This window comes from Comamonas sp. GCA5 (assembly GCF_036541385.1).
GTDB classification, from domain to species: Bacteria; Pseudomonadota; Gammaproteobacteria; order Burkholderiales; family Burkholderiaceae_C; genus Comamonas; species Comamonas aquatica.
Genome location: NZ_JAZHFR010000065.1, coordinates 1 through 21,267 on the forward strand (window position 1 = coordinate 1; position 21,267 = coordinate 21,267).

General features: G+C 67.0%; 19 protein-coding genes. 15 read left to right on the plus strand and 4 right to left on the minus strand.

Annotation, left to right across the window (positions count from 1 at the left end; genetic code table 11):
• The 6 genes from SJH88_RS14060 to accD form a co-directional block, all read left to right on the plus strand.
• A partial coding sequence (locus SJH88_RS14060; protein WP_274754834.1) for a motility hub landmark protein FimV occupies nucleotides 1–2,203 on the plus strand: 2,203 nt, incomplete at its 5' end.
• 49 nt (nucleotides 2,204–2,252) lie between these two features.
• The gene (gene truA, locus SJH88_RS14065; protein ID WP_274754835.1) at nucleotides 2,253–3,068 is read left to right on the plus strand and encodes a tRNA pseudouridine(38-40) synthase TruA; all 816 of its coding nucleotides are present in this window, start codon (nucleotides 2,253–2,255) and stop codon (nucleotides 3,066–3,068) included.
• 35 nt (nucleotides 3,069–3,103) lie between these two features.
• A complete protein-coding gene (locus tag SJH88_RS14070; RefSeq protein ID WP_274754836.1) occupies nucleotides 3,104–3,829 on the plus strand; it encodes a phosphoribosylanthranilate isomerase in 726 nt (241 codons plus the stop codon).
• Complete coding sequence (trpB, locus tag SJH88_RS14075; protein WP_274754837.1) at nucleotides 3,829–5,097, plus strand: tryptophan synthase subunit beta; 1,269 nt, start codon at nucleotides 3,829–3,831, stop codon at nucleotides 5,095–5,097. The genes SJH88_RS14070 and trpB overlap by 1 nt, the downstream gene beginning before the upstream one ends.
• A complete protein-coding gene (gene trpA / locus SJH88_RS14080; protein ID WP_274754838.1) occupies nucleotides 5,094–5,915 on the plus strand; it encodes a tryptophan synthase subunit alpha in 822 nt (273 codons plus the stop codon). The genes trpB and trpA overlap by 4 nt, the downstream gene beginning before the upstream one ends.
• Before the next feature lie 60 nt (nucleotides 5,916–5,975).
• Nucleotides 5,976–6,857: an acetyl-CoA carboxylase, carboxyltransferase subunit beta gene (gene accD, locus SJH88_RS14085; protein ID WP_042411272.1), complete on the plus strand. Its 882-nt coding sequence runs from the start codon at nucleotides 5,976–5,978 to the stop codon at nucleotides 6,855–6,857.
• Between the two features lie 87 nt (nucleotides 6,858–6,944).
• On the opposite strand, the gene SJH88_RS14090 is transcribed toward accD, so the two are convergent.
• Nucleotides 6,945–7,511, minus strand: coding sequence for a YggT family protein (locus SJH88_RS14090; protein ID WP_042411273.1), 567 nt, complete (start codon nucleotides 7,509–7,511; stop codon nucleotides 6,945–6,947).
• A 127-nt stretch (nucleotides 7,512–7,638) separates the two neighbouring features.
• Between SJH88_RS14090 and SJH88_RS14095 the strand changes: the two genes are divergently transcribed.
• From SJH88_RS14095 to SJH88_RS14105, 3 genes are all read left to right on the plus strand, one after another.
• Nucleotides 7,639–8,259, plus strand: a complete 621-nt coding sequence (locus SJH88_RS14095) for an LON peptidase substrate-binding domain-containing protein (RefSeq protein ID WP_274754839.1) — start codon at nucleotides 7,639–7,641, stop codon at nucleotides 8,257–8,259.
• 250 nt (nucleotides 8,260–8,509) lie between these two features.
• The gene (gene lysS / locus SJH88_RS14100; RefSeq protein WP_274754840.1) at nucleotides 8,510–10,057 is read left to right on the plus strand and encodes a lysine--tRNA ligase; all 1,548 of its coding nucleotides are present in this window, start codon (nucleotides 8,510–8,512) and stop codon (nucleotides 10,055–10,057) included.
• A gap of 182 nt (nucleotides 10,058–10,239) precedes the next feature.
• Nucleotides 10,240–10,863: a mechanosensitive ion channel family protein gene (locus SJH88_RS14105; protein ID WP_274754848.1), complete on the plus strand. Its 624-nt coding sequence runs from the start codon at nucleotides 10,240–10,242 to the stop codon at nucleotides 10,861–10,863.
• Between the two features lie 72 nt (nucleotides 10,864–10,935).
• On the opposite strand, the gene ppk2 is transcribed toward SJH88_RS14105, so the two are convergent.
• Entirely contained in the window at nucleotides 10,936–11,856 is a 921-nt protein-coding gene (gene ppk2, locus SJH88_RS14110) for a polyphosphate kinase 2 (RefSeq protein WP_274754841.1), read from the minus strand.
• Nucleotides 11,857–12,196: 340 nt separating this feature from the next.
• On the opposite strand from ppk2, the gene SJH88_RS14115 reads away from it, so the two are divergent.
• The 5 genes from SJH88_RS14115 to SJH88_RS14135 all read left to right on the plus strand — a co-directional run bounded on the left by SJH88_RS14115 (nucleotide 12,197) and on the right by SJH88_RS14135 (nucleotide 17,122).
• Nucleotides 12,197–12,646: a rhodanese-like domain-containing protein gene (locus tag SJH88_RS14115; RefSeq protein ID WP_274754849.1), complete on the plus strand. Its 450-nt coding sequence runs from the start codon at nucleotides 12,197–12,199 to the stop codon at nucleotides 12,644–12,646.
• A 41-nt stretch (nucleotides 12,647–12,687) separates the two neighbouring features.
• Nucleotides 12,688–13,662, plus strand: a complete 975-nt coding sequence (epsC, locus tag SJH88_RS14120; protein WP_274754842.1) for a serine O-acetyltransferase EpsC — start codon at nucleotides 12,688–12,690, stop codon at nucleotides 13,660–13,662.
• 2 nt (nucleotides 13,663–13,664) lie between these two features.
• Nucleotides 13,665–13,952 (plus strand): helix-turn-helix domain-containing protein, encoded by a 288-nt coding sequence (locus SJH88_RS14125; RefSeq protein WP_274754843.1) that lies wholly within the window; start codon nucleotides 13,665–13,667, stop codon nucleotides 13,950–13,952.
• 95 nt (nucleotides 13,953–14,047) lie between these two features.
• Nucleotides 14,048–14,986 carry a family 2A encapsulin nanocompartment shell protein gene (locus SJH88_RS14130; RefSeq protein WP_274754844.1) on the plus strand — a complete coding sequence of 313 codons (939 nt, stop codon included), beginning with the start codon at nucleotides 14,048–14,050 and terminating at the stop codon, nucleotides 14,984–14,986.
• A 273-nt stretch (nucleotides 14,987–15,259) separates the two neighbouring features.
• Complete coding sequence (locus SJH88_RS14135; protein WP_420921745.1) at nucleotides 15,260–17,122, plus strand: family 2A encapsulin nanocompartment cargo protein cysteine desulfurase; 1,863 nt, start codon at nucleotides 15,260–15,262, stop codon at nucleotides 17,120–17,122.
• A 246-nt stretch (nucleotides 17,123–17,368) separates the two neighbouring features.
• On the opposite strand, the gene purT is transcribed toward SJH88_RS14135, so the two are convergent.
• The gene (gene purT, locus SJH88_RS14140; RefSeq protein ID WP_274754845.1) at nucleotides 17,369–18,586 is read right to left on the minus strand and encodes a formate-dependent phosphoribosylglycinamide formyltransferase; all 1,218 of its coding nucleotides are present in this window, start codon (nucleotides 18,584–18,586) and stop codon (nucleotides 17,369–17,371) included.
• Nucleotides 18,587–18,889: 303 nt separating this feature from the next.
• Between purT and SJH88_RS14145 the strand changes: the two genes are divergently transcribed.
• Nucleotides 18,890–20,455 carry a methyl-accepting chemotaxis protein gene (locus tag SJH88_RS14145; RefSeq protein ID WP_274754846.1) on the plus strand — a complete coding sequence of 522 codons (1,566 nt, stop codon included), beginning with the start codon at nucleotides 18,890–18,892 and terminating at the stop codon, nucleotides 20,453–20,455.
• 42 nt (nucleotides 20,456–20,497) lie between these two features.
• Here the strand turns inward: SJH88_RS14145 and SJH88_RS14150 are convergent, their stop codons facing one another.
• Nucleotides 20,498–20,980: a hypothetical protein gene (locus SJH88_RS14150; RefSeq protein ID WP_274754847.1), complete on the minus strand. Its 483-nt coding sequence runs from the start codon at nucleotides 20,978–20,980 to the stop codon at nucleotides 20,498–20,500.
• Nucleotides 20,981–21,267 lie beyond the last annotated feature (287 nt).

A 21,267-nucleotide genomic window follows, 5' to 3' on the forward strand; every position in this document is an offset into this window, starting at 1 on the left:
CCCGCACCACGCCCACGCGCCCACAGCACCCACCCCGGCCGCCGCTGCGCCTGCGGCAACAGAGCCCCGCAACGACAGCCTGCGGGTGCAGGCCGGCGACACGGCCGGGCGCCTGGCGAACGCCAACCGCCCCAACGGCGTGTCGCTGGACCAGATGCTGGTGGCCATGCTGCGCAGCAATCCCAAGGCGTTCATCAACGGCAACGTCAACCGCATCCGCGCCGGAGCCGTGGTGCAGATGCCCAGCCGCGAACAGGCGCTGGAGACCTCCGCCAGCGAGGCACGCCAGATCGTCGCCGCGCAAAGCCGTGACTTCAACACATACCGCCGCAGCCTGGCCTCCAAGGCCCCGCAAGCGACCGTGCAGGCAGCCGACCGCAGCTCCGGTGGCCAGGTCCAGGCCCACGTCGAGGATGCCAGCGCCGCCGCGGCCACACCGGACAAGCTGACCCTGTCCAAGGGTGCCGTCCAAAGCGCGGCCGCCGAAGAAAAGATGGCCATCCAGAAGCAGGCCGAAGACCAGAGCAACCGCCTCAATGAGCTGCAGCGCAATCTGGCCGAGCTCAACGAACTGGCCCAGAACAACGCCGCGGCCAAACCCGCCGTCCCTGCCGCAGCGCCAGCACCCGCTGCGGGTGAGCAGCCCGCCAGCACAACCGCCACCCCGGGTGTGGAGGTCGCTGCCAGCACCCCCGCGGTCACGGCCGCCGCCCCCGAGGCACCCCCCGCCAGTGGCGACAAGGCTCCCGAAGCCACACCACCTGCGGCCAGCGATGCACCGCCTCCCCAGGCAGCGGCCCAGCCGGCCCCCAAGCCTGCGGTCGTGCCGACCGCGCCCGTGGCCGAAGCCTCCATCACCGACGAGCTGCTGGACAATCCGCTGGTGCCCGCCGGTGGCGCCGCCGTGGCCCTGCTGCTGGGCCTGCTGGGCTATACCGCCTGGAAACGCCGCCGTGCCCAGTCCAAATCCGAGGACCAGGCGCTGGGCGACAGCCAGTTGCAGCCCGATTCGTTCTTCGGCGGCAGCGGCGGCCAGCAGGTCGACACCAGCAACGCCGAAGGCAGCGCCACCACCATGGCCTACTCGCCCAGCCAGCTCGATGGCGGCGGTGATGTCGACCCCGTGGCCGAGGCCGATGTCTACCTGGCCTATGGCCGCGACGTGCAGGCCGAGGAAATCCTCAAGGAAGCGCTGCGCAACCAGCCCGAGCGCCTGTCCATCCACCTGAAGCTGGCGGAAATCTACGTCAAGCGCCATGACATCAAGGCCCTGGAGAACACGGCCCGGGGCATGCAGCCCGTCAGCCAGCCCCAGGACCCCGAATGGCAGCGCGTGGTGGAAATGGGCCGCAGCCTGGACCCCACCAACACCTTCTTTGCCGGCGCCGACACCGGTGCCTCGGCCACTGGCGGCAAGCCCGCCTCCTCGTTTGCCGCGGCCTTGAATGCGGCCAAGCCCGAGCTTGCGACACCCGTGGCTGCGGCGGCGGGCGCGGTGGCTGCGGCTGCAGCAGCCCAGACTCCCGATCTCCCCGAAGTACCCGATCTGGACCTCCACCTGGACCTGCCCGAGGGCTTGATCACCGCCAATCCCCCCGCCGTGGCGGATGTCCCGGCGGCGCAGCCACCGTCGGACGACGACTTTGCGGCGCTGGAGCTGCCCTCGACCCTGGACAGCCAGCTCGACGTGACGGCCCCTCCGGCGGTCGAGGACCCACCCACCCTGGTGCAGGACACCGTCATCGGCGAAGACAGCCGCCAGGGCCTGGACGGGCTGGATCTAGACCTGTCCGGCTTTGACGTGCCTGCGCCTGCGGCGGACACCCCTCCACCCGCCGCCCAAGACGCCGAAACAGATCTGGGCGCTGGACTGGACTTTGACCTGGACAGCCCATCCCCCGAAACCGCTGCGCCTGCCGGCGCGGCCACCGAGCCTGCCCCCGCAGCGGCGGTGCCGCAGGACCTGGAATTCGACCTGGGTTCCCTGGATCTGGATTTGGGCACCGACGCCGCGCCTGCAGCCCAGCCCCAAGCCGTGCACAATGCCGCGGACGACCCCCTGTCGACCAAGCTGGACTTGGCCCAGGAATTCAACTCCATCGGCGACAGCGAAGGCGCCCGGGCCTTGATCGAGGAAGTGCTGGCCGAAGCCAGCGGCCCGCTCAAGGACCGTGCCCAGAAGATGCTGTCCGAACTTGATTGATGCACCGTATTTTTTCTGAAGCGGCCCGGCCGCTGGCCTGGGAGCTGCCATGCGCATAGCCCTGGGCGTGAGCTACAACGGCCAGGCCTACAACGGCTGGCAAAGCCAGCCGAACGGCAACACCGTTCAAGACAAACTCGAAGCGGCCCTGGGCCGCTTTGCTACTCAGGGCGTATCCACCTTGTGTGCCGGCCGCACCGATGCCGGGGTGCACGGGCTGATGCAGGTGGTGCACTTCGACACCGCACTGCAGCGACCAGAAACTGCCTGGGTGCGCGGCACCAACACCTTCCTGCCTCCCGACATTGCCGTGCAGTGGGCGCGGGCCGTGCCCGACGCCTTCCACAGCCGCGCCTGTGCCACGGCGCGGCGCTACGCCTATGTGCTGCTGCAGTCGCCGGTGCGCCCCAGTGTGGAAGTCGGGCGGGTGGGCTGGGTGTTCAACCCACTCGATGGCGAGGCCATGCGCCAGGCCGCGTCCTGCCTGATTGGCGAGCATGATTTCACCTCGTTCCGCGCCTCGGCCTGCCAGGCGCTGACACCGGTCAAGACCCTGCACCGCATCGACATCACGCGCCGCGCCGTGGCCTCGGCCCAGCACCGTGAGATGGAATGCTGCTACTGGCGCTTCGAGTTCGAGGGCAATGCCTTCCTGCACCACATGGTGCGCAACATCATGGGCTGCCTGGTCTACATCGGCCAGGGCTCGCACCCGCCCGAATGGATGGCCCAGGTGCTGGCAGCGCGCTCGCGCGACGCCGCAGCGCCGACGTTTTCGCCGCACGGCCTGTACTTCTTGGGGCCTGTGTACGATCCGCAGTGGCAACTGCCCGACCGTGTGCCCGGCTTCGACTGGCTGCCCTGAGCATCAATTCCACGCCAAATTGGCATGAAACCCTTATGGATCAAGCGCTGAACGCTCCTATTTCACGCACCCGCATCAAGGTCTGCGGCCTGACCCGCGAAGCCGATGTCGACGCGGCGGTGGCCGCCGGCGTGGACGCCCTGGGTTTTGTGCTCTATGCCCCCAGCCCACGCGCCGTCAGCCTGGCGCGCGCGGCCGAGCTGGCACGGCGCCTGCCGCCTTTCGTCACCCCCGTGCTGCTGTTCGTCAACGCCACGGCGGCCGAGATCGCCGCCGCGCTGGCCGCCCTTCCCCACGCCCTGCTGCAATTTCACGGCGACGAGAGCCCAGCGGCCTGTGCAGACGCCACGGACCAAGGGCGCCACCGCTACCTGCGGGCGGCGCGCATACCCCTTGGGGATGACGCCGGGGACTTTGACCTCGTAAAATACGCCCATCAATACTCTCAGGCCCAGGCCATTCTGTTGGACGCCCATGTGGACGGCTACGGTGGTGCAGGCAAAGCATTCAATTGGTCACTCCTTCCAACAAGCGTCAACGCTCACCTCGTCTTGTCTGGTGGGCTTACGCCTGCAAACGTGACCGATGGCATCCGCCAGGTACGACCCCGCTGCCTGTCTTTGGCAGTTGATGTCAGCTCCGGCGTCGAAGCCACCCGCCCTGACGGCACGCCGCTCAAGGGTGTCAAGGATGCTGAAAAGATTCAACGCTTCGTTGCAGCCGTGCGTGCTGCCGATGCACCCATTGCCCCCCAATCCTGATGTACGAATATTCCTATCCCGATGCCCACGGTCACTTTGGCCCCTATGGCGGCAGTTTCGCCAGCGAGACGCTGACCCACGCCCTGGCCGAGCTGCGTGAGGCCTATGCCAAGTACCAGCACGACCCAGCCTTCGTCGCCGAATTCCGCTCCGAGCTGGCGCACTTCGTCGGCCGGCCCTCGCCCGTCTACCACGCCGCGCGCATGTCCCAGGAGATGGGCGGTGCGCAGATCTATCTGAAGCGCGAAGACCTGAACCACACCGGTGCGCACAAGATCAACAACGTGATCGGTCAGGCCATGCTCGCCAAGCGCATGGGCAAGCCGCGCATCATTGCCGAGACCGGCGCGGGCCAGCACGGCGTGGCCACGGCCACCATCTGCGCGCGCTATGGCCTGGAGTGCGTGGTCTATATGGGTGCCGAGGACGTCAAGCGCCAAAGCCCCAACGTCTACCGCATGAAACTGCTGGGCGCCACCGTGGTGCCCGTGGAGTCGGGCTCCAAGACCCTCAAGGATGCGCTGAACGAAGCCATGCGCGACTGGGTGGCCAACGTCGACAACACCTTCTACATCATCGGCACGGTGGCCGGACCGGCTCCCTACCCCGCCATGGTGCGTGATTTCCAGAGCGTGATCGGCGAAGAGTGCCTGACGCAGATGCCCGAGATCTTCAAGGAACTGAAGATGGCCGGTGAGCAACCCGATGCCGTTGTCGCCTGCGTGGGCGGCGGCTCTAACGCCATGGGCATCTTCTACCCCTACATCCCGTTCGAGAACACCCAGCTGATCGGCGTGGAAGCTGCGGGCGAAGGCCTGGACACCGGCAAGCACTCGGCCTCGCTGCAAAAGGGCAGCGCGGGCGTGCTGCACGGCAACCGCACCTTCATCATGCAGGACGAGAACGGCCAGGTGCTGGAGACCCACTCCATCAGCGCCGGCCTGGACTACCCTGGCGTGGGGCCCGAACACGCCTGGCTGCAGGAGATCGGCCGTGCCCAGTACGTGGGCATCACCGACAAGGAAGCGCTGGAAGCCTTCCACTACCTGTGCCGCGTCGAAGGCATCATCCCCGCGCTGGAGTCCAGCCATGCTGTGGCCTATGCCATGAAGCTGGCCAAGACCATGAAGCCCGAACAATCCATCCTGGTCAACCTGTCAGGCCGGGGTGACAAGGACATCGGCACCGTGGCCGACCTGTCGGGCGTGGATTTTTATGACCGCCCATCGATGCGCGGTCTGACCGTCAAGGGAGGGCCCGCTGCATGAGCCCGCAACCATCCAGAATTGCTGCCACTTTCGAAAAACTGAACCATGAAGGCCGCAAGGCCCTCATCCCCTTCGTCACGGCCGGCTACCCGTTCGCCGCCATCACGCCCTCGCTGATGCACGGCATGGTGGAAGCCGGCTCGGACATCATCGAGCTGGGCGTGCCGTTCTCGGACCCCATGGCCGATGGCCCGGTGATCCAGAAGGCCGGTGACCGCGCGATTGCCAATGGCGTGGGCCTCAAGCACGTGCTGGCCTATGTGCGCGAATTCCGCCAGAAAAACCATACCACCCCCGTGGTGCTGATGGGCTATGCCAACCCGGTGGAGCGCTACGACCAGGTGCACGGCACGGACGCCTTCGTCAACGATGCCGCCGAAGCCGGCGTGGATGGCGTGCTGGTCGTGGACTACCCACCGGAAGAAAGCGAAGCCTTTGCCGCCAAGCTGCGCGCCAAGGGCATGGACCAGATCTTCCTGTTGGCCCCCACCAGCACCGACGAACGCATGCAGCAGGTCGCCCGCGTGGCCAGCGGCTATGTGTACTACGTCTCGCTCAAGGGGGTGACCGGCTCCAACGCGCTGGATCTGGACGCCGTGGGCGAGATGCTGCCGCGCATCAAGCAGCACGTGCACATCCCGGTCGGCGTGGGATTTGGCATCCGTGACGGCCAGACCGCCCACGCGGTGGCCCAGATGTCAGACGCTGTCATCATCGGCAGCAAGATCATCCAGCTGCTGGAAGATCAACCCCACGAAAAGATTGTCCCGCTGACCATCGACTTTCTGCGCGGCGTGCGCAAAGCGATGGACGCATAATGCGACCCCGGGCGGCCGCCGCGCCGGCCCGCTGCCCGATCGCCTTGAAGAGGAAACCGTATGTCCTGGCTCGAAAAACTTCTGCCTGCCAAAATTCAGCAAACCGAACCCAAGGATCGCCAACAGCAGATCCCCGAGGGCCTGTGGGTCAAGTGCCCCAGCTGCGAGTCGGTGCTCTACAAGACCGATCTGGAAAGCAACCAGAACGTGTGCCCCACCTGCGGCCACCACCACCGCATCGGTGCGCGTGCGCGCCTGAACCATTTCCTGGATGGCGAAGGTCGCTATGAAATCGGCCAGGAAGTGATTCCCGTCGATGCCCTGAAGTTCCAGGACAGCCGCAAGTACCCCCAACGCCTGAAGGAAGCCCTGGAAAATACGGGTGAGACCGACGCGCTGATCGTCATGGGCGGCACCGTCAAGGGCATCGAGCTGGTGGCCGCCTGCTTCGAGTTCGACTTCATGGGCGGTTCCATGGGCTCCGTGGTGGGCGAGCGTTTCGTGCGCGGCGTGGAAACCGCCATCGCACAGAAAGTGCCCTTCCTGTGCTTCACCGCCACCGGCGGCGCCCGCATGCAGGAAGGCCTGCTGTCCCTGATGCAGATGGCCAAGACGAATGCCGCGCTGACCCGCCTGGCACAAAAGGGACTGCCCTACATCTCCGTGCTGACCGACCCCACCATGGGCGGCGTGTCGGCCGGCTTCGCCTTCGTGGGTGACATCGTGATGGCCGAGCCCAAGGCGCTGATCGGCTTTGCCGGCCCCCGCGTGATCGAAACCACCGTGCGCGTGAAGCTGCCCGAGGGCTTCCAGCGGTCCGAGTTCCTCAAGGAAAAGGGTGCCGTGGACATGATCGTCGACCGCCGCGAGCTGCGCGACACCGTGGCCAGCACCCTGGCCATGCTGCAGCGCCTGCCGGCCGATGCCGTGGTGCAGGACTGATCCAGCGGCTGTGCACCCAACAAAAAGGCTCCCGACCGGGAGCCTTTTTTCATGCCGGCACGCAGGCCGGGGCCATGGCGTGCCGCCTCAGCCGCCGGTGGCCATGCTGGCCAGCACGCCGAACTGCACATTGCCCAGCACCATCAGCAGCACCTGCAGGGCGATGATGGCCACCAGGGCCGACAGGTCCACCCCGCCGATCAGGGGAATCAGCTTGCGCAGTGGCCGCAGCAAGGGTTCGCTCAGGCGGTGCAGGATGCCGGCCATCGGCGAGTGCGGCTGCACCCAGGACAGGATGGCATAGACGATCAGGATGCCAATCAACCCGGTCAGCACCATGCGCAGCAGGCCGAACAGCGCCAGCACGGGCACCAGGCCGGGGTTGCCATTCGCGCCCAGCAACAGCCACAGCAGCACGTACTGCACCAGCATCACCAGCACCGCGGCCACCAGGCTCGACAGGTCGTACTGGCTGCGGTTGGGAATGATCTTGCGCAGCGGCATCACGATCCAGTCGGACAGGGCAAACACCAGCTGCCCCACCGGGTTGTTGAACGGAATGCGCTGTGCCTGCATGTACAGGCGCAGCAAGCAGGCGCCAGCGATCAGGCCGCTGACGACCTCCAGCAGGAATTGAAGAATTTGAACAATCATGGAGATCACAAAGGTTGAAGAACTACGCGCACAACCATATCCCACATGCAGGTCCGCGCGTTGTCAGCCTACGCCCACCGGCAGGCACTGGCGGCCATCATAGCCAGCAGAATCACCGCATGCAGCCATGACCTCGCCGTTAACGCTCATTTCGCTACCGCTGTTTCCCCTGCATGCGGTGCTGTTTCCCGGCGGTCACCTGCCATTGCGGGTGTTTGAGGCCCGCTACCGCAACATGGTGCACGGCTGCCGCGAAGCCGGTGCGCCCTTCGGCGTGGTCACGCTGCTGAGCGGGCAGGAAATCCACCAACCCCATCTGCCACCCGAGACTTTCTATGCCACCGGCACGATTGCCGCCATCGACTCGCTGTCACCGCTGAGCACCGGGCTGGAGCTGCTGCACTGCAGCGGCCGGGAGCGCTTTCACATCGCCACGGCACGCAAGCTGCCACTGGGCCTGTGGGTGGCCGACGTGGAGCTGCTGCCCGCCGACCACACCATCCCCATCCCCTCCTACCTGCGCCATACGGCCACGACCTTGCGCCTGGTGCTGCAGAAGATTCCGCAGAACCACCTGGAAGGTGCCACCGACGCCCAGTTCGCCGACTGCGGCTGGGTGGCCAACCGCTGGTGCGAACTGCTGCCCATGGAGCGCAAGCAGCAGCTGTGCCTGCTGGAGCTGGACAGCCCCCTGGTGCGCCTGGAGCTGGTGGCCGACACGCTGGAACGCGCCGGCATCACGCACTGAGGCCCGGCGCACCGTGCTGCGCAAAACCATAGCTGCTGGCGCAGATGAACAGGCCATCTGCAATAAATTTGCACTTTAAACCCATACAAATCAAACGCTTGCCGCTCTTTTTCTGCAAGCACCGCGCCCTATCGCCCCCGGCCGTTCAGCGGATTCACAGAGATTCCCATGCCGGCCTGCCGATCGGGCGCAAAAAAACTAAAATCTCCGGTTTTGGCTTGTTTCCTCAGCCTTTGCGCTGCGCTCATCCATGTCTGAACAACACAACTCCCCCGAGGCAGAAGTCGCTGCCCCCCAAGACGAAAACAAACTGATTGCTGAGCGCCGCGAAAAACTGAAAGCCTTGCGCGAGTCCGTCAAGGCCCACGGTGGCGTGGCCTTCCCCAACGACTTCAAGCCCGCCGACCGTGCCCTGCCGCTGGTCGAGGCCCATGGCAGCAAGGAAGCCGAGGCGCTGGACACCGAAGCCATCACCGTCTCCGTCGGCGGCCGCATGATGCTCAAGCGCGTCATGGGCAAGGCCAGCTTTGCCACCGTACAGGACGCCACCGGCCGCATCCAGGCCTACATCACCCGCGACGCCGTGGGGGAAGAGGTCTACGCCGACTTCAAGAAGTGGGACCTGGGCGACATCATCGCCGTCGAAGGCCAGCTGATGAAGACCAAGACCGGCGAGCTGTCGATCAAGGCCACGCGCATCCGCCTGCTGACCAAGAGCCTGCGCCCCATGCCCGACAAGTTCCATGGCATGGCCGACCCCGAGCAGAAGGTGCGCCAGCGCTACGTTGACCTGATGATGAACGAAGACGCCCGCAAGCGCTTCGTGGCGCGCAGCAAGGCCGTGGCCGGCATCCGCGACTTCATGGTGCAACATGGCTTCCTGGAAGTCGAAACGCCCATGCTGCACCCCATCCCCGGTGGTGCCAACGCCAAGCCCTTCGTAACACACCACAATGCGCTGGACCAGGAGATGTACCTGCGCATTGCGCCCGAGCTGTACCTCAAGCGCCTGATCGTCGGTGGCTTTGAACGCGTGTTCGAGATCAACCGCAACTTCCGCAACGAAGGGGTGTCGGTGCGCCACAACCCCGAGTTCACCATGATGGAGTTCTACGCGGCCTACTGGAACTACCAGGACCTGATGGACTACACCGAACAGCTGGTGCGCGACGCCGCCATGAAGGCCGTGGGCACGCTGGAGTGCACCTACGGTGGCAAGCCTGTGGACCTGACCAAGCCGTTTGAGCGCCTGACCATCCCCGAAGCCATCGTCAAGTACACCGAAGCCGGTGACAACGTGAGCAACCGCGACTGGCTGACCAACGCGCTGAAGAAGCTGGGCATGAACGAGGAGAAGGACAAGCTGTCCACCCGCTCGCTGGCCAGCCTGCAGGTGCTGTACTTCGAGGAAGTGGTGGAAGAGAAGCTGTGGAACCCCACCTTCATCATGGAACACCCCACCGAAATCTCGCCGCTGGCGCGCGCCAACGACGAGCGCCCCGAAGTGACCGAGCGCTTTGAGCTGTACATCACCGGCCGTGAATTCGGCAACGGTTTCTCCGAGCTGAACGACGCCGAAGACCAGGCCGCCCGCTTCAACGCCCAGGTGGAAGCCAAGGACGGTGGCGACGACGAAGCCATGTACTTCGACCACGACTTCGTGCGTGCCCTGGAATACGGCATGCCCCCCACCGGCGGTTGCGGCATCGGTATCGACCGCCTGCTGATGCTGCTGACCGACAGCGCCAGCATCCGCGACGTGATCCTGTTCCCCGCCCTGCGCCGCGAACACGCTTGATCCTCCGCGATCCAGCCTCTTTCCAAGGGACCTGCGGGTCCCTTTTGATTTCTGCCATGCCCCCAAGTGCAGGGGCATGGACCCCGCTTCGTTAGTATCGGAAGAAGAACACCGCTTTGAATTTACCGACCGTGACCCTGATCGACCGTATTTCTGGCCTGCGTACCCGCCTGCCTGCCTGGATGCAGGACTGGCTGGAAATCGCCATTCCTGTGCTGCAGATCCTGCTCATCGTGCTGGTGGCCTGGCTGCTGCACCGCCTGTTCAAGCGCGTCATCCAGCGCGCCAGCGACCACTACGAGTTCCCGAACGAGCTGCTGATGCCCATCCACACCGTGGTGCGCTGGCTCATCATTGCGGGCTCCGTGCTGCTGATCCTGGAGCGCATGGGCGTCTCGGCCAGCGTGCTGTGGTCGGCCTTCACTGGCTTTGCCACCGTGGGCGCCGTGGCCTTCTTTGCCGCCTGGAGCGTGCTGTCCAACCTGTTCTGCGCCTTCCTGATCTTCACCGTCGGCCCCTTCCGCGTGGGCGACCACATCGAGGTGCTGGACACGGCCGAGAAGCCCGGCGCCCTGGGCCGCGTGATCGACATCAACCTGCTCTACACCACGCTGGAGGATGCCACCGCGCCCATCCCCGGCACGCTGATCCAGATCCCCAACTCGCTGATCTTTCAGCGCGTGGTGCGCCGCTGGCGCATGGGCACCCCCTTGCCCGAAGACAAGCTGCACAAGCCCGCCGCGCAGGTGCCGGTCCCGGAAGCGGCAGAACCTGCCCCAGCCCCCAAGAGCGCCAGCTTCCCCTGACGCACCGGCGCCCCTGGCCGCAGCCCTGCTGCACCGCACCAGGGCTTTTTTCATGCCCCGGGGGCGTGTGGCTCAATACAGCTGCGGCACCAACATGCTGGCGGGCACCGGATGGCGGATGTAATCCGCATGGCGCACACGCTCCGGCAGGCTGGTTTCGGGCCGGGGCACCTCGTTGTAATCGAACTGCGTCAGCAGGTGGCGGATGCAATTGAGCCGCGCCTGCTTCTTGTGGTCGGCCGGCACCACCCACCACGGCGCCTCCGGGATGTGGGTGCGCTCCAGCATCACCTCCTTGGCGCGGGTGTAGTCCTCCCAGCGGCGGCGCGACTCCAGGTCCATGGGGGAAAGCTTCCACTGCTTGAGCGGATCGTGGATGCGCCCCAGAAAGCGCAGGTGTTGCTCTTCGTCGGTGATGGAGAACCAGTACTTGATCACACGGATGCCCGAGCGCACCAGCATGCGCTCGAACTCCGGCACGGAACGGAAAAACTCCTCGTACTCGTCGTCCGAGCAAAAGCCCATCACCCGTTCCACACCGGCGCGGTTGTACCAGCTGCGATCGAACAGCACCATCTCACCCGCAGCCGGCAGGTGGGCCGCGTAGCGCTGGAAGTACCACTGCGTGCGTTCACGGTCGTTGGGCGCCGGCAGCGCCACCACGCGGCACACGCGCGGGTTCAGGCGCTGGGTGATGCGCTTGATCACGCCGCCCTTGCCGGCGGCATCGCGCCCCTCGAACAGGATCACGGCCTTTTGCTTGGTGGACGCCACCCAGTCCTGCAGCTTGACCAGCTCGCCCTGCAGGCGGAACAGCTCCTTGAAATACGCCACGCGCTGGGCATGGCTTTCGGGGGCCCCCTCTGCCATAGCCGGCACGGCGCCCAGCACGCCCGTGCGGTCCTCGATCTCCAGCTCCAGCTCTTCGTCCAGGCTGTCCAGCAGGTCGCTCTCGATACGGCGCACCAGTTCTTCTCGGTTGTCCCAATTCATCACTCACCTTCGTGGTTGGCCGTTTGTGGCTTTGCCACACAGGCTACACGCCGCCTGCGACGCTTTGATGACAACCGGGTACACGCTGCGCGCAGCGTCTGCGGGGCGCCCCCATCGCCAGGCAAGCCCAGCCCGCACGCCACAACCGCAGGCGAGCGGCACACGGCCCGCAGCCCTTAGTCGTTTTGCGCGCAAGCACATCCATTTTTGTTCGTTGGAGCGCCCGCCACCGGCTCGCAAGATGGTGGCCTGCGATGGATTGCACCGAAAGGCCACGCCATGACACACGCCACCACCACCCCCCCCCGCCGCAGCCGCGGCCGCACCCCAGCAGCCCCCACTGCCTGCTGTGCTGCAGCAGGCCCTGGTACAGGCCCAGGCACAAGGCCTGCCCTACGCCGGCAGTGTGACCCCGCTCCAGGCCTGGCCTCTGGTGCAGCAAGGCCAGGCCCTGCTGGTGGATGTGCGCACCGCCGAGGAGCGCAAGTTCGTCGGCCAGGTGCCGGGCAGCGCCCATGTGGCCTGGGCCAACGGCACGGCGCTGACCCGCAACCCGCGCTTTGCCCGCGAACTGGCCGCCCTGCACGCCAACCAGCCCCAGCCGCTGCCCGTGCTGCTGCTGTGCCGCAGCGGCAAACGCTCGGCCCTGGCGGCCCAGGAAGCGGCCAAGGCCGGTCTGGTCCATGTCTTCAACGTCAGCGAAGGCTTTGAGGGCGACCACGACGCTCTGCAGCAGCGCGGCCATTTCAATGGCTGGCGCTTTTACGGCCTGCCCTGGGTGCAGGACTAGGACGAACGCCCTACCCCTGCCCCCTTCACCGGACTGTCCCCATGAGCACCTTCGACATCAGCACCATCGTCCAGCAGTTGCGCCAGGTCCGCGACCATTGGCGCGAGCAGCAGAACCGCACCGACCCCGGCCACCGTGAATTTCCCGCGCGCGCCGCGATTGCCCAGGCCCTGGAGGGACTCAAAGGCGTGCTCTACCCGCTGCGCCTGGGCCCACCCGACCTGCGCCACGCCAGCGAAGACTTCTACGTGGGCCACACGCTGGACACGGCACTGCAGGTTCTGCAGACCCAGGCCCAGATCGAGCTGCACTACCGCCACCGCAGCACGGGTGCCGCGGCCCAGGACCACTCCGCCCTGGCGCTGCAAACGGTGCAGGCCTTTGCACAGCAACTACCCCGTCTGCGCCAGTTGTTGGACACCGACGTGCTGGCTGCCTTCCACGGCGACCCGGCCGCGCGCAGCGTGGACGAGGTGGTGCTGAGCTACCCCGGCGTGCTGGCCCTCATCCACCACCGCATCGCCCACGCCTTCTACCGGCTGGACCTGCCGCTGCTGGCGCGCATCGTGGCCGAGCTGGCCCATGGGCAGACGGGCATCGACATCCACCCCGGTGCGCAGATCGGTCCGGGCTGCTTCATCGACCACGGCACGGGCGTGGTGATCGGAGAGACCGCCGTCCTCGGACAGAACGTGCGCATCTACCAGGCCGTGACCCTGGGCGCCAAGCGCTTTCCCAAGGATGCCCAGGGCCACCTGCAAAAAGGCTGGGCACGCCACCCCATCGTCGAGGACGACGTGGTGATCTACGCCGGCGCCACCATCCTGGGGCGGGTGACCATCGGCCAAGGTGCAGTGATCGGCGGCAATGTCTGGATCACCGAGGATGTGCCCGCCGGCGCCCATGTCAGCCAGGCCAGCCTGCGCCAGGCCGTGGAGCACAGTGGCGGCGCCGGTGCCACCGCACCGGTGGCATCCGCCCCCCTCCCCACCACCACCGCCCGCGTGGCCGCCTGAACATGCCAGGGCCCCACGTGATCCAGGACTTCGGTCTGGCCGTGCGCCAGCTGCGCGAAGGGTGCGGCTGGTCGCAGGAGCAACTGGCAGCCCAGGCCGACCTGAACCGCTCCTATGTGGGCGAGGTCGAGCGCGGCCAGGTCGCCCCCTCGCTGCTCACGCTGCACAAGCTGGCCCAGGCGCTGCAGGTCAGCAGCACCACGCTGCTGGCGCATGCCGAGCACATCTGCGAGCAGCGCGACCACCAGCGCCAGCGCCTGGCGGCCAGCTTGGTGGCGATAGCCGGTTGAAGCCGCACCGCCCCCCGTTGAACACTGGCGCAGAGCTTGGTGCTCCGCCTGCACCTCGTTTTTTCCCGCCCCGTATCCACCAGGAGCCTTTTCTCATGACAGCAACCGTCGGCGGCACCACCGCCCTGGGCGACAACGCCGCCCGCCAGCTGGCCAATGCCACCAAGACCGCGCCGCAGCTGGCCACCATCACGCCGCGCTGGCTGACCCATCTGCTGCAATGGGTGCCGGTGGAGGCCGGCATCTACCGCGTCAACCAGGTCAAGAACCCGGAGGACATCCAGGTCACCTGCACCGCCAAGCAGCACGAGAACCAGCTGCCGCGCACCTATGTGGACTACGACGCCCAGCCGCGCGAGTACTTCCTGAACGCCGTCTCCACCGTGCTGGATGTGCACACCCGCATCTCCGACCTGTTCAGCAGCCCGCACGACCAGATCAAGGAACAGCTGCGCCTGACCATCGAGACCATCAAGGAGAACCAGGAAAGCGAGCTGATCAACAACCCCGACTACGGCCTGCTGGCCCAGGTGACGGACGAGCAACGCATCTTCCCGCTGACCGGCGCGCCCACGCCCGATGACCTGGACGAGCTGCTGACCAAGGTGTGGAAAGAGCCCGCCTTCTTCCTGGGCCACCCGCTGACCATTGCCGCCTTCGGCCGTGAAGCCACGCGCCGTGGCACGCCCCCGCCCACGGTCAGCCTGTTCGGCAGCCAGTTCATCACTTGGCGCGGCGTGCCGCTGATTCCGTCGGACAAGGTGCCGGTGGCCGATGGCAAGAGCAAGATCCTGCTGCTGCGCGTGGGCGACCGCCGCCAGGGCGTGGTCGGCCTGTTCCAGCCCGGCCTGCCCGGCGAACAAAGCCCGGGCCTGTTGGTGCGCTTCATGGGCATCAACAACCACGCCATCGCCAGCTACCTGATCTCGCTGTACTGCTCGCTGGCCGTGCTCACGCCCGATGCCGTGGCCGTGCTGGACGACGTGGAAATCCACAAGTACCACGACTACTCGGTGCTGGACACCTACAAGTAAGCCCCGCGCTGCGCGGGCGGTGGTTTGTGAGTCAAAACCACCTCCTGCGCATACCCAGAGCGCGCAAGCAGCTCACCTTTTCATATCGCGCACCACAGGAGATGCGGTTTTGAGCACCACCCCCGCGCACGCGCCCACGCTGGCGGCCGCCCAGGCTGCCCCGCTGGCGCCCTCGCTGCCTTCGCCCCCAGCACCGCTGGACACCGGGGCCCTGGCCCAGCTGGCCACGGCCCTGTTCCGCAGCCTGCCCGGCAGCGCCACGCCCCAGCCACCATCCACGGCCGCCTTCGGCGCCCAGCCGCCCACCACCTGGGCCCCGGGCGCTCGCCGCTGGCCAGCCCGGCAGGCTTTTCCCCCAATGCGCCTGGCACGCCCATTCCCACAGGGCAGATTCCGGGCACCAACCTGCTGCCCAGCGCCCCCGGCACCGTGCTGGCCCTGGGCCACCGCGCCGAAGCGCTGCGCCCCCACGCGGTGGCCGGCAACGGCGTGCCCGACCAGGCGTTTACCGCCTTGCCCGCCTATGAACCCCGCTTGGGCCACGCCACCGATGGCGTGCCCCAGGCCACCGCTGCCGACGCGGCCACGTTGCGCCCTGCTACGGATGGCGCGGTGCCCCAGGCCGGTTCGACCGCCGCGCCCCATGCCGGGCTGGATGCGCTGAGCCAGCAGGCCGTGGCGGCCCTGGGCAACTCTGGGCCTGCCTCTGGCACGCCCTTCGTGCCCGGCATCCCTGCGGGCCTGCTGTCAACGCCCGCCGGGCCTGCGGCCACGCTGCCCGGCAGCAGCCATGCCACCGCCCCGCAGTTCTACTTTGTCGATGCGGTGCAGCTGCCCAGCGGTTTTGTCACCCCGGCCAAGGCCCATCCCCACGGGGAGCAAGCCAGCACGCCGCAGGCCCAGGCCGACCGCCACCACGGCTTTGATGTGCACGCCGTGCGCCGCGACTTTCCGATCCTGACGGAGCGCATCAACGGCAAGCAGCTGGTCTGGCTGGACAACGCCGCCACCACCCACAAGCCACGCCAGGTGATCGAGCGCATTGCGCACTTCTACGCGCACGAGAACTCCAACATCCACCGCGCGGCCCACACGCTGGCCGCTCGCGCCACGGATGCCTACGAGCATGCGCGTGAAGTGGTGCGCCGCTTTATCCACGCGCCCGAGGTGAACGAAGTCATCTTCGTGCGCGGCACCACCGAGGCCATCAACCTGGTGGCCAAGGCCTGGGGCGGCCAGAACGTGGGCGAAGGCGACGAGATCATCGTCAGCCACCTGGAGCACCACGCCAACATCGTGCCCTGGCAGCAACTGGCCCAGGCCAAGGGCGCCAAACTGCGCGTGATTCCGGTCGACGACCAGGGGCAGATACGCCTGGACGCATACGACAAGCTGCTGAACGACCGCACGAAAATCGTCGCCATCGGCCATGTGTCCAATGTGCTGGGCACCGTGGTGCCGGTCAAGGAGGTGGTGGCCCGTGCCCGGGCGCGCGGCATCACGACGCTGGTGGATGGCGCCCAGTCCATCGCCCACACGCCGGTCGATGTGCAGGACATCGGGGCAGACTTCTTCGTCTTCTCCGGCCACAAGATCTTTGCCCCCACCGGCATCGGCGTGCTCTGGGGCCGTCGTGCCGTGCTGGAAGCCATGCCCCCCTGGCAAGGCGGCGGCAACATGATTGCCGACGTGACCTTCGAGAAAACCGTGTTCCAGCCCCTGCCCAACACCTTCGAGGCCGGCACCGGCAACATCGCGGATGCCGTGGGCCTGGGCGCCGCGCTGGAGTATGTGGAACGCATCGGCATCGCGGCCATCAGCCGCTACGAACACACCCTGGTGGACTATGGCATGCAGCAGCTGGCCACCATTCCCGGCCTGCGCCTGATCGGCACCGTACCCGGCAAGGCCAGCGTGCTGTCCTTCACCCTGGAAGGCTATACGACGGAGGAAGTCGGCAAGGCGCTGAACGCCGAAGGCATTGCCGTGCGCACCGGCCACCACTGCGCCCAGCCCATCCTGCGCCGCTTTGGTGTGGAGACGGCGGTACGCCCCTCGCTGGCGTTCTACAACACCTTCGAGGAGATCGACCTGCTGGTGCGCGAGGTGCGCAAGCTGGCGGCCCAACGCCGCTAAAGCCGTGCACGCCCCTGTGGTGCTGCGCCTTCCCCTCGCTCTCGCCGTGCTGCGCACCGCGGGCAAGGGGACGACAGCTTCGCTGCGGGGCGGCCCTTGCTCGGCGTCCCTGGCATGGGGCACGCCAGTTGCGCACCTCGCACGCTGTGCCCAGCCGCTGTGTTGGCGGCATGCGCACCGCGGATTGATGCCTTTTAAGCCGCTAGCCCTTATCCAGAGAGCGCCAGCAGCTATGTATTTTGCATTTCAGGGCTTGCGCGGTTGGACCTTGCTGGCCGCCAGCTTCGCCGTCACGCGGGCCTGCTCCACGTCCACCGCGCGCGCCAGGGCCACGCCCATGCGGCGCTTCACAAAGCTTTCGGGCTTACCGAACAGGCGCAGGTCGGTGCCGGGAATCGCCAGCGCTTCGTCCACGCCGTCGAACACCAGGCCTTCGGCATCCTGGCCGCCGTAGATCACGGCGCTGGCACCGGGGTTGCGCAGGCTGGTGTCCACCGGCAGGCCCAGGATGGCGCGGGCATGCAGCTCAAACTCGCTCTGCCACTGGGTGGTCAGCGTGACCAGGCCCGTGTCGTGCGGGCGCGGCGAGACTTCGCTGAACCATACCTGCTCGCCCTTGACGAACAGTTCCACGCCGAACAGGCCCAGGCCGCCCAGGTTGTCGGTCACGGCCTGGGCAATCTGCTGCGACTTCGCCTGGGCCGTGGCGGACATGGGATGGGGCTGCCAGCTTTCCACGTAGTCGCCCGCCTGCTGGATGTGGCCCACCGGATCGCAGAAATGGGTCTGGATCTGACCATCCGCGCCCTTGGCGCGCACGGTCAGCTGGGTGATTTCGTAGTCGAAGTCGATGAAGCCTTCGACGATCACACGGCCCTTGGCCACACGGCCACCGGCCATGGCGTAGTCCCAGGCTTGCTGCACATCGGCCGGGCCGTCGATCTTGCTTTGGCCCTTGCCCGAGCTGCTCATCACCGGCTTGACCACGCAGGGGTAGCCGATGGCGCCCTGGCCGTCGGTGCCGTCAATCGCGGCTTGCAACTCTTCGGCGGAATCGCAAAAGCGGTAGGGGCTGGTGGGCAGGCCCAGGGTTTCGGCCGCCAGGCGGCGGATGCCTTCGCGGTCCATGGTCAAGCGCGTGGCGCGCGCCGTGGGGATGACGGTGACCACGCCAGCGGCTTCCAGTTCCTCCAGCATGGGCGTGGCAATGGCTTCGATCTCGGGCACCACCAGATCGGGCTTTTCGGCTTCGATCAAGGCCTTGAGCTGGGCCGGATCGCTCATGGTGATGGTGCGCGCGTGGTGGGCCACCTGCTGACCGGGGGCATGGTCATAGCGGTCGACCGCAATGGTCTCCACGCCCAGGCGTTGCAGGGCGATCAGCACTTCCTTGCCCAGCTCGCCGCTGCCCAGCAGCATGACTTTGGTGGCGTGGGGAGTGAGAGGGGTTCCGAGGGTGGTCATGGCAAGCTTCAAATCCAGAAAAAAGTGGGCATCCCGCACACGCCGGACAGGCCCCTGGCCCCCGGCATGCGCACACTGCGCAGCATCATAAAGTTTTGCGCGCCTTCCACCCCCCAAGCGGCGTGCGTCGATCACGGCGGCCCCCCTCAAGGCCATGCAGCCGTGCGGTACCCCGCAGTGAGCCCTGCTTAACCCCTGGCCCCCCTTGGCTAAGGCTGCTGCCCGAAGATGCGGACCTGCGCGCGCCAAGGCCGCCCTGCTGGCGTGCCCCTGCGCCTGGTTCCGTCTGTTGCCCCCTCCCCTATGAAGCTCCGTCTCCAACTGCCGCTGGTGATTGCCAGTGCCCTGCTGCTCATGCTGTGCGCAGCCCTGTTTGGCCTGCTGCGCCAGCAACAGGCCCTGTCGCTGTACCACGACGATGTGGCCCGCCACATGGCGCACGAGCGGCTGACCAGCCTGATGCTCAACGAGTTCAAGCTGCAGGCCCAGGAGTGGAAGAACATCCTGCTGCGCGGCCACCAGGACCAGGACCGCACGCGCTACTGGCAGGCCTTCGAGAGCCAGGAGCAAGCCATCCAAGCCCACAGCCAGCAGTTGCTGGACCAGTTGCAGGCCGGCCCGGCCCGCCAGCAGGTCGAACAATTCCTGCAGGCGCACCGCCAGATGGGCCAGGCCTACCGCGCCGGCCTGCAGGCCTTCATCGCCAGTGGCCACGACCCGCGCGTGGGCGATGCCCAGGTTCGCGGCATCGACCGCCAGCCCGCCGCCCTGCTGGAACAGGCCGCCCGGCAGATCGCGGCCGACAGCGCCGCCCTGTCGCTGCAGGCCCAGGACATGGCCGAGCAGGCCCGCTGGCTCAGCCTGGGTGTGTGCCTGCTGGTGTTTGCCGTGGGGCTGGCGATCGGCGTGGGCTACAGCCGCCACATCACGCGCCCGCTGGCCCAGGCCGTGGACGTGGCCCGGGGCATTGCCGCGGGCGATCTGCGCCAGCCCATTCCCATCACCGGCCGCAACGAGATCACCGACCTGATGCGGGCCCTGCAGCACATGCAATCCAGCCTGTCCGAACTGGTGCAGCAGGTGCGCGCCGATGCCGAGCAAGTGGCCACGGCCAGCCAGCAGATTGCCGGCGGCAACCACGACCTGTCACGCCGCACCGAAAGCCAGGCCAGCGCGCTGCAGCAAAGCAATGCCAGCATGGAGGCCCTGGCCGGCAACGTGCGCCACACCGCCGACAACGCGCAATCCGCCCTGGCGCTGGCCCGCCAGGCCAGCCAGGTGGCCACCGACGGCCGCGGCAGCATGCTGCAGCTGGTGCAGACCATGCAGGACATCGAACACAGCAGCCAGCGCATTGCCGACATCACCAGCCTGATCCACAGCATCGCCTTCCAGACCAACATCCTGGCGCTGAATGCGGCGGTGGAAGCCGCGCGCGCCGGCGAGCAGGGCCGCGGCTTTGCCGTGGTGGCCAACGAGGTGCGGGCCCTGTCGCAGCGCACCACGGCGGCGGCCAAGGACATCAGCACGCTGATCGCGCGCAGCGCCGAGCGCGTGACCGCCGGTGTGCAGCAGGCCGGCGCCACCGGCAGCACCATGGACAGCATCGAAGCCACCATCCACCGCGTGACCGCGCTGGTGCAGGACATTGCCCAGGCCAGCCAGGCACAGAGCACGGGCGTGCTGCAGATGGGCGGTGCCCTGTCCGACATCGACAACAGCACCCAGCACAACGCCGCCCTGGTGGAAGAGATGGCCGCCGCGGCCAGCAGCCTGCACAGCCAGTCCCAGGGCCTGCTGCGCAGTGCCAGCGCGTTCCAGACCGACGCGGGCACGCCTCGCTTGGCCGTCCCGGCCCTAGAGGCCTAAAGCCCCGCCGTCCGCGCCCCCGCTGGCGGCCCGGCGGGCGCTTCAGTGCGTGGTGGCCGGCCCGGCGGCGGCGCCACCACCGTCGCGGCGCGGGATGTGGCCCAGGGCAAAGTCCATGTCTTCGGTCCACACCACACTGTCCCACAGCCAGGGGCTACTCGCGGTCTCCAGGCTCAGCAGTTGCACACCGGCCGCATCCTGCAGGCGGCCGCGCAGCCAGTCGATCTGGTCATCGCGCACGAACACCAGCAGGCCGATGCTCCAGTCACTGCCCGTCACCTGCAGGCGCTGCAGCTGCTCCAGCAGCGGCGCATACCATTTCTCCACGCGCTGGTTCACCTTGTCCACCAGGTCCAGCGGGTAGCCGGAGGCCGAGACCTCAACCACCCACACCTGCTTCTTGGCCGGGCGCAGCGCCACCAGGCTGGGCCGCATCCAGCCGGCCGCCACGTCGTAGTGCGCCGCGATGAAGGTGTCCCCGTTCGCAGTCATCAGCTGCATCACCGCCTCTTCGTGCCGGTCCATGGCATTCCTTTAAAAGTTTGATAGCTGTCTGCGCTGATGGAATCTGCGCCCAAGGCCTATTTTGCTTATAAAAAAAGGAGCCGCAAGGCTCCTTGACCGGTGCGCGACCGTCGGACTCAGAAGGTTTCCCAGTCGTCGTCGTTGGGGGCCGTGGCCTTGCTGGACAGCGGCGTGGGCTTGAGCAGCTGGGGCGCTGCCGCCGGCTTGTCCGCAGCGGGGGCCTTCTTGGCCGGGGCCGGTGCCACGGCGGCAGGTGGGGTCACGGCGGGCTGGGCGCTGGCCACACG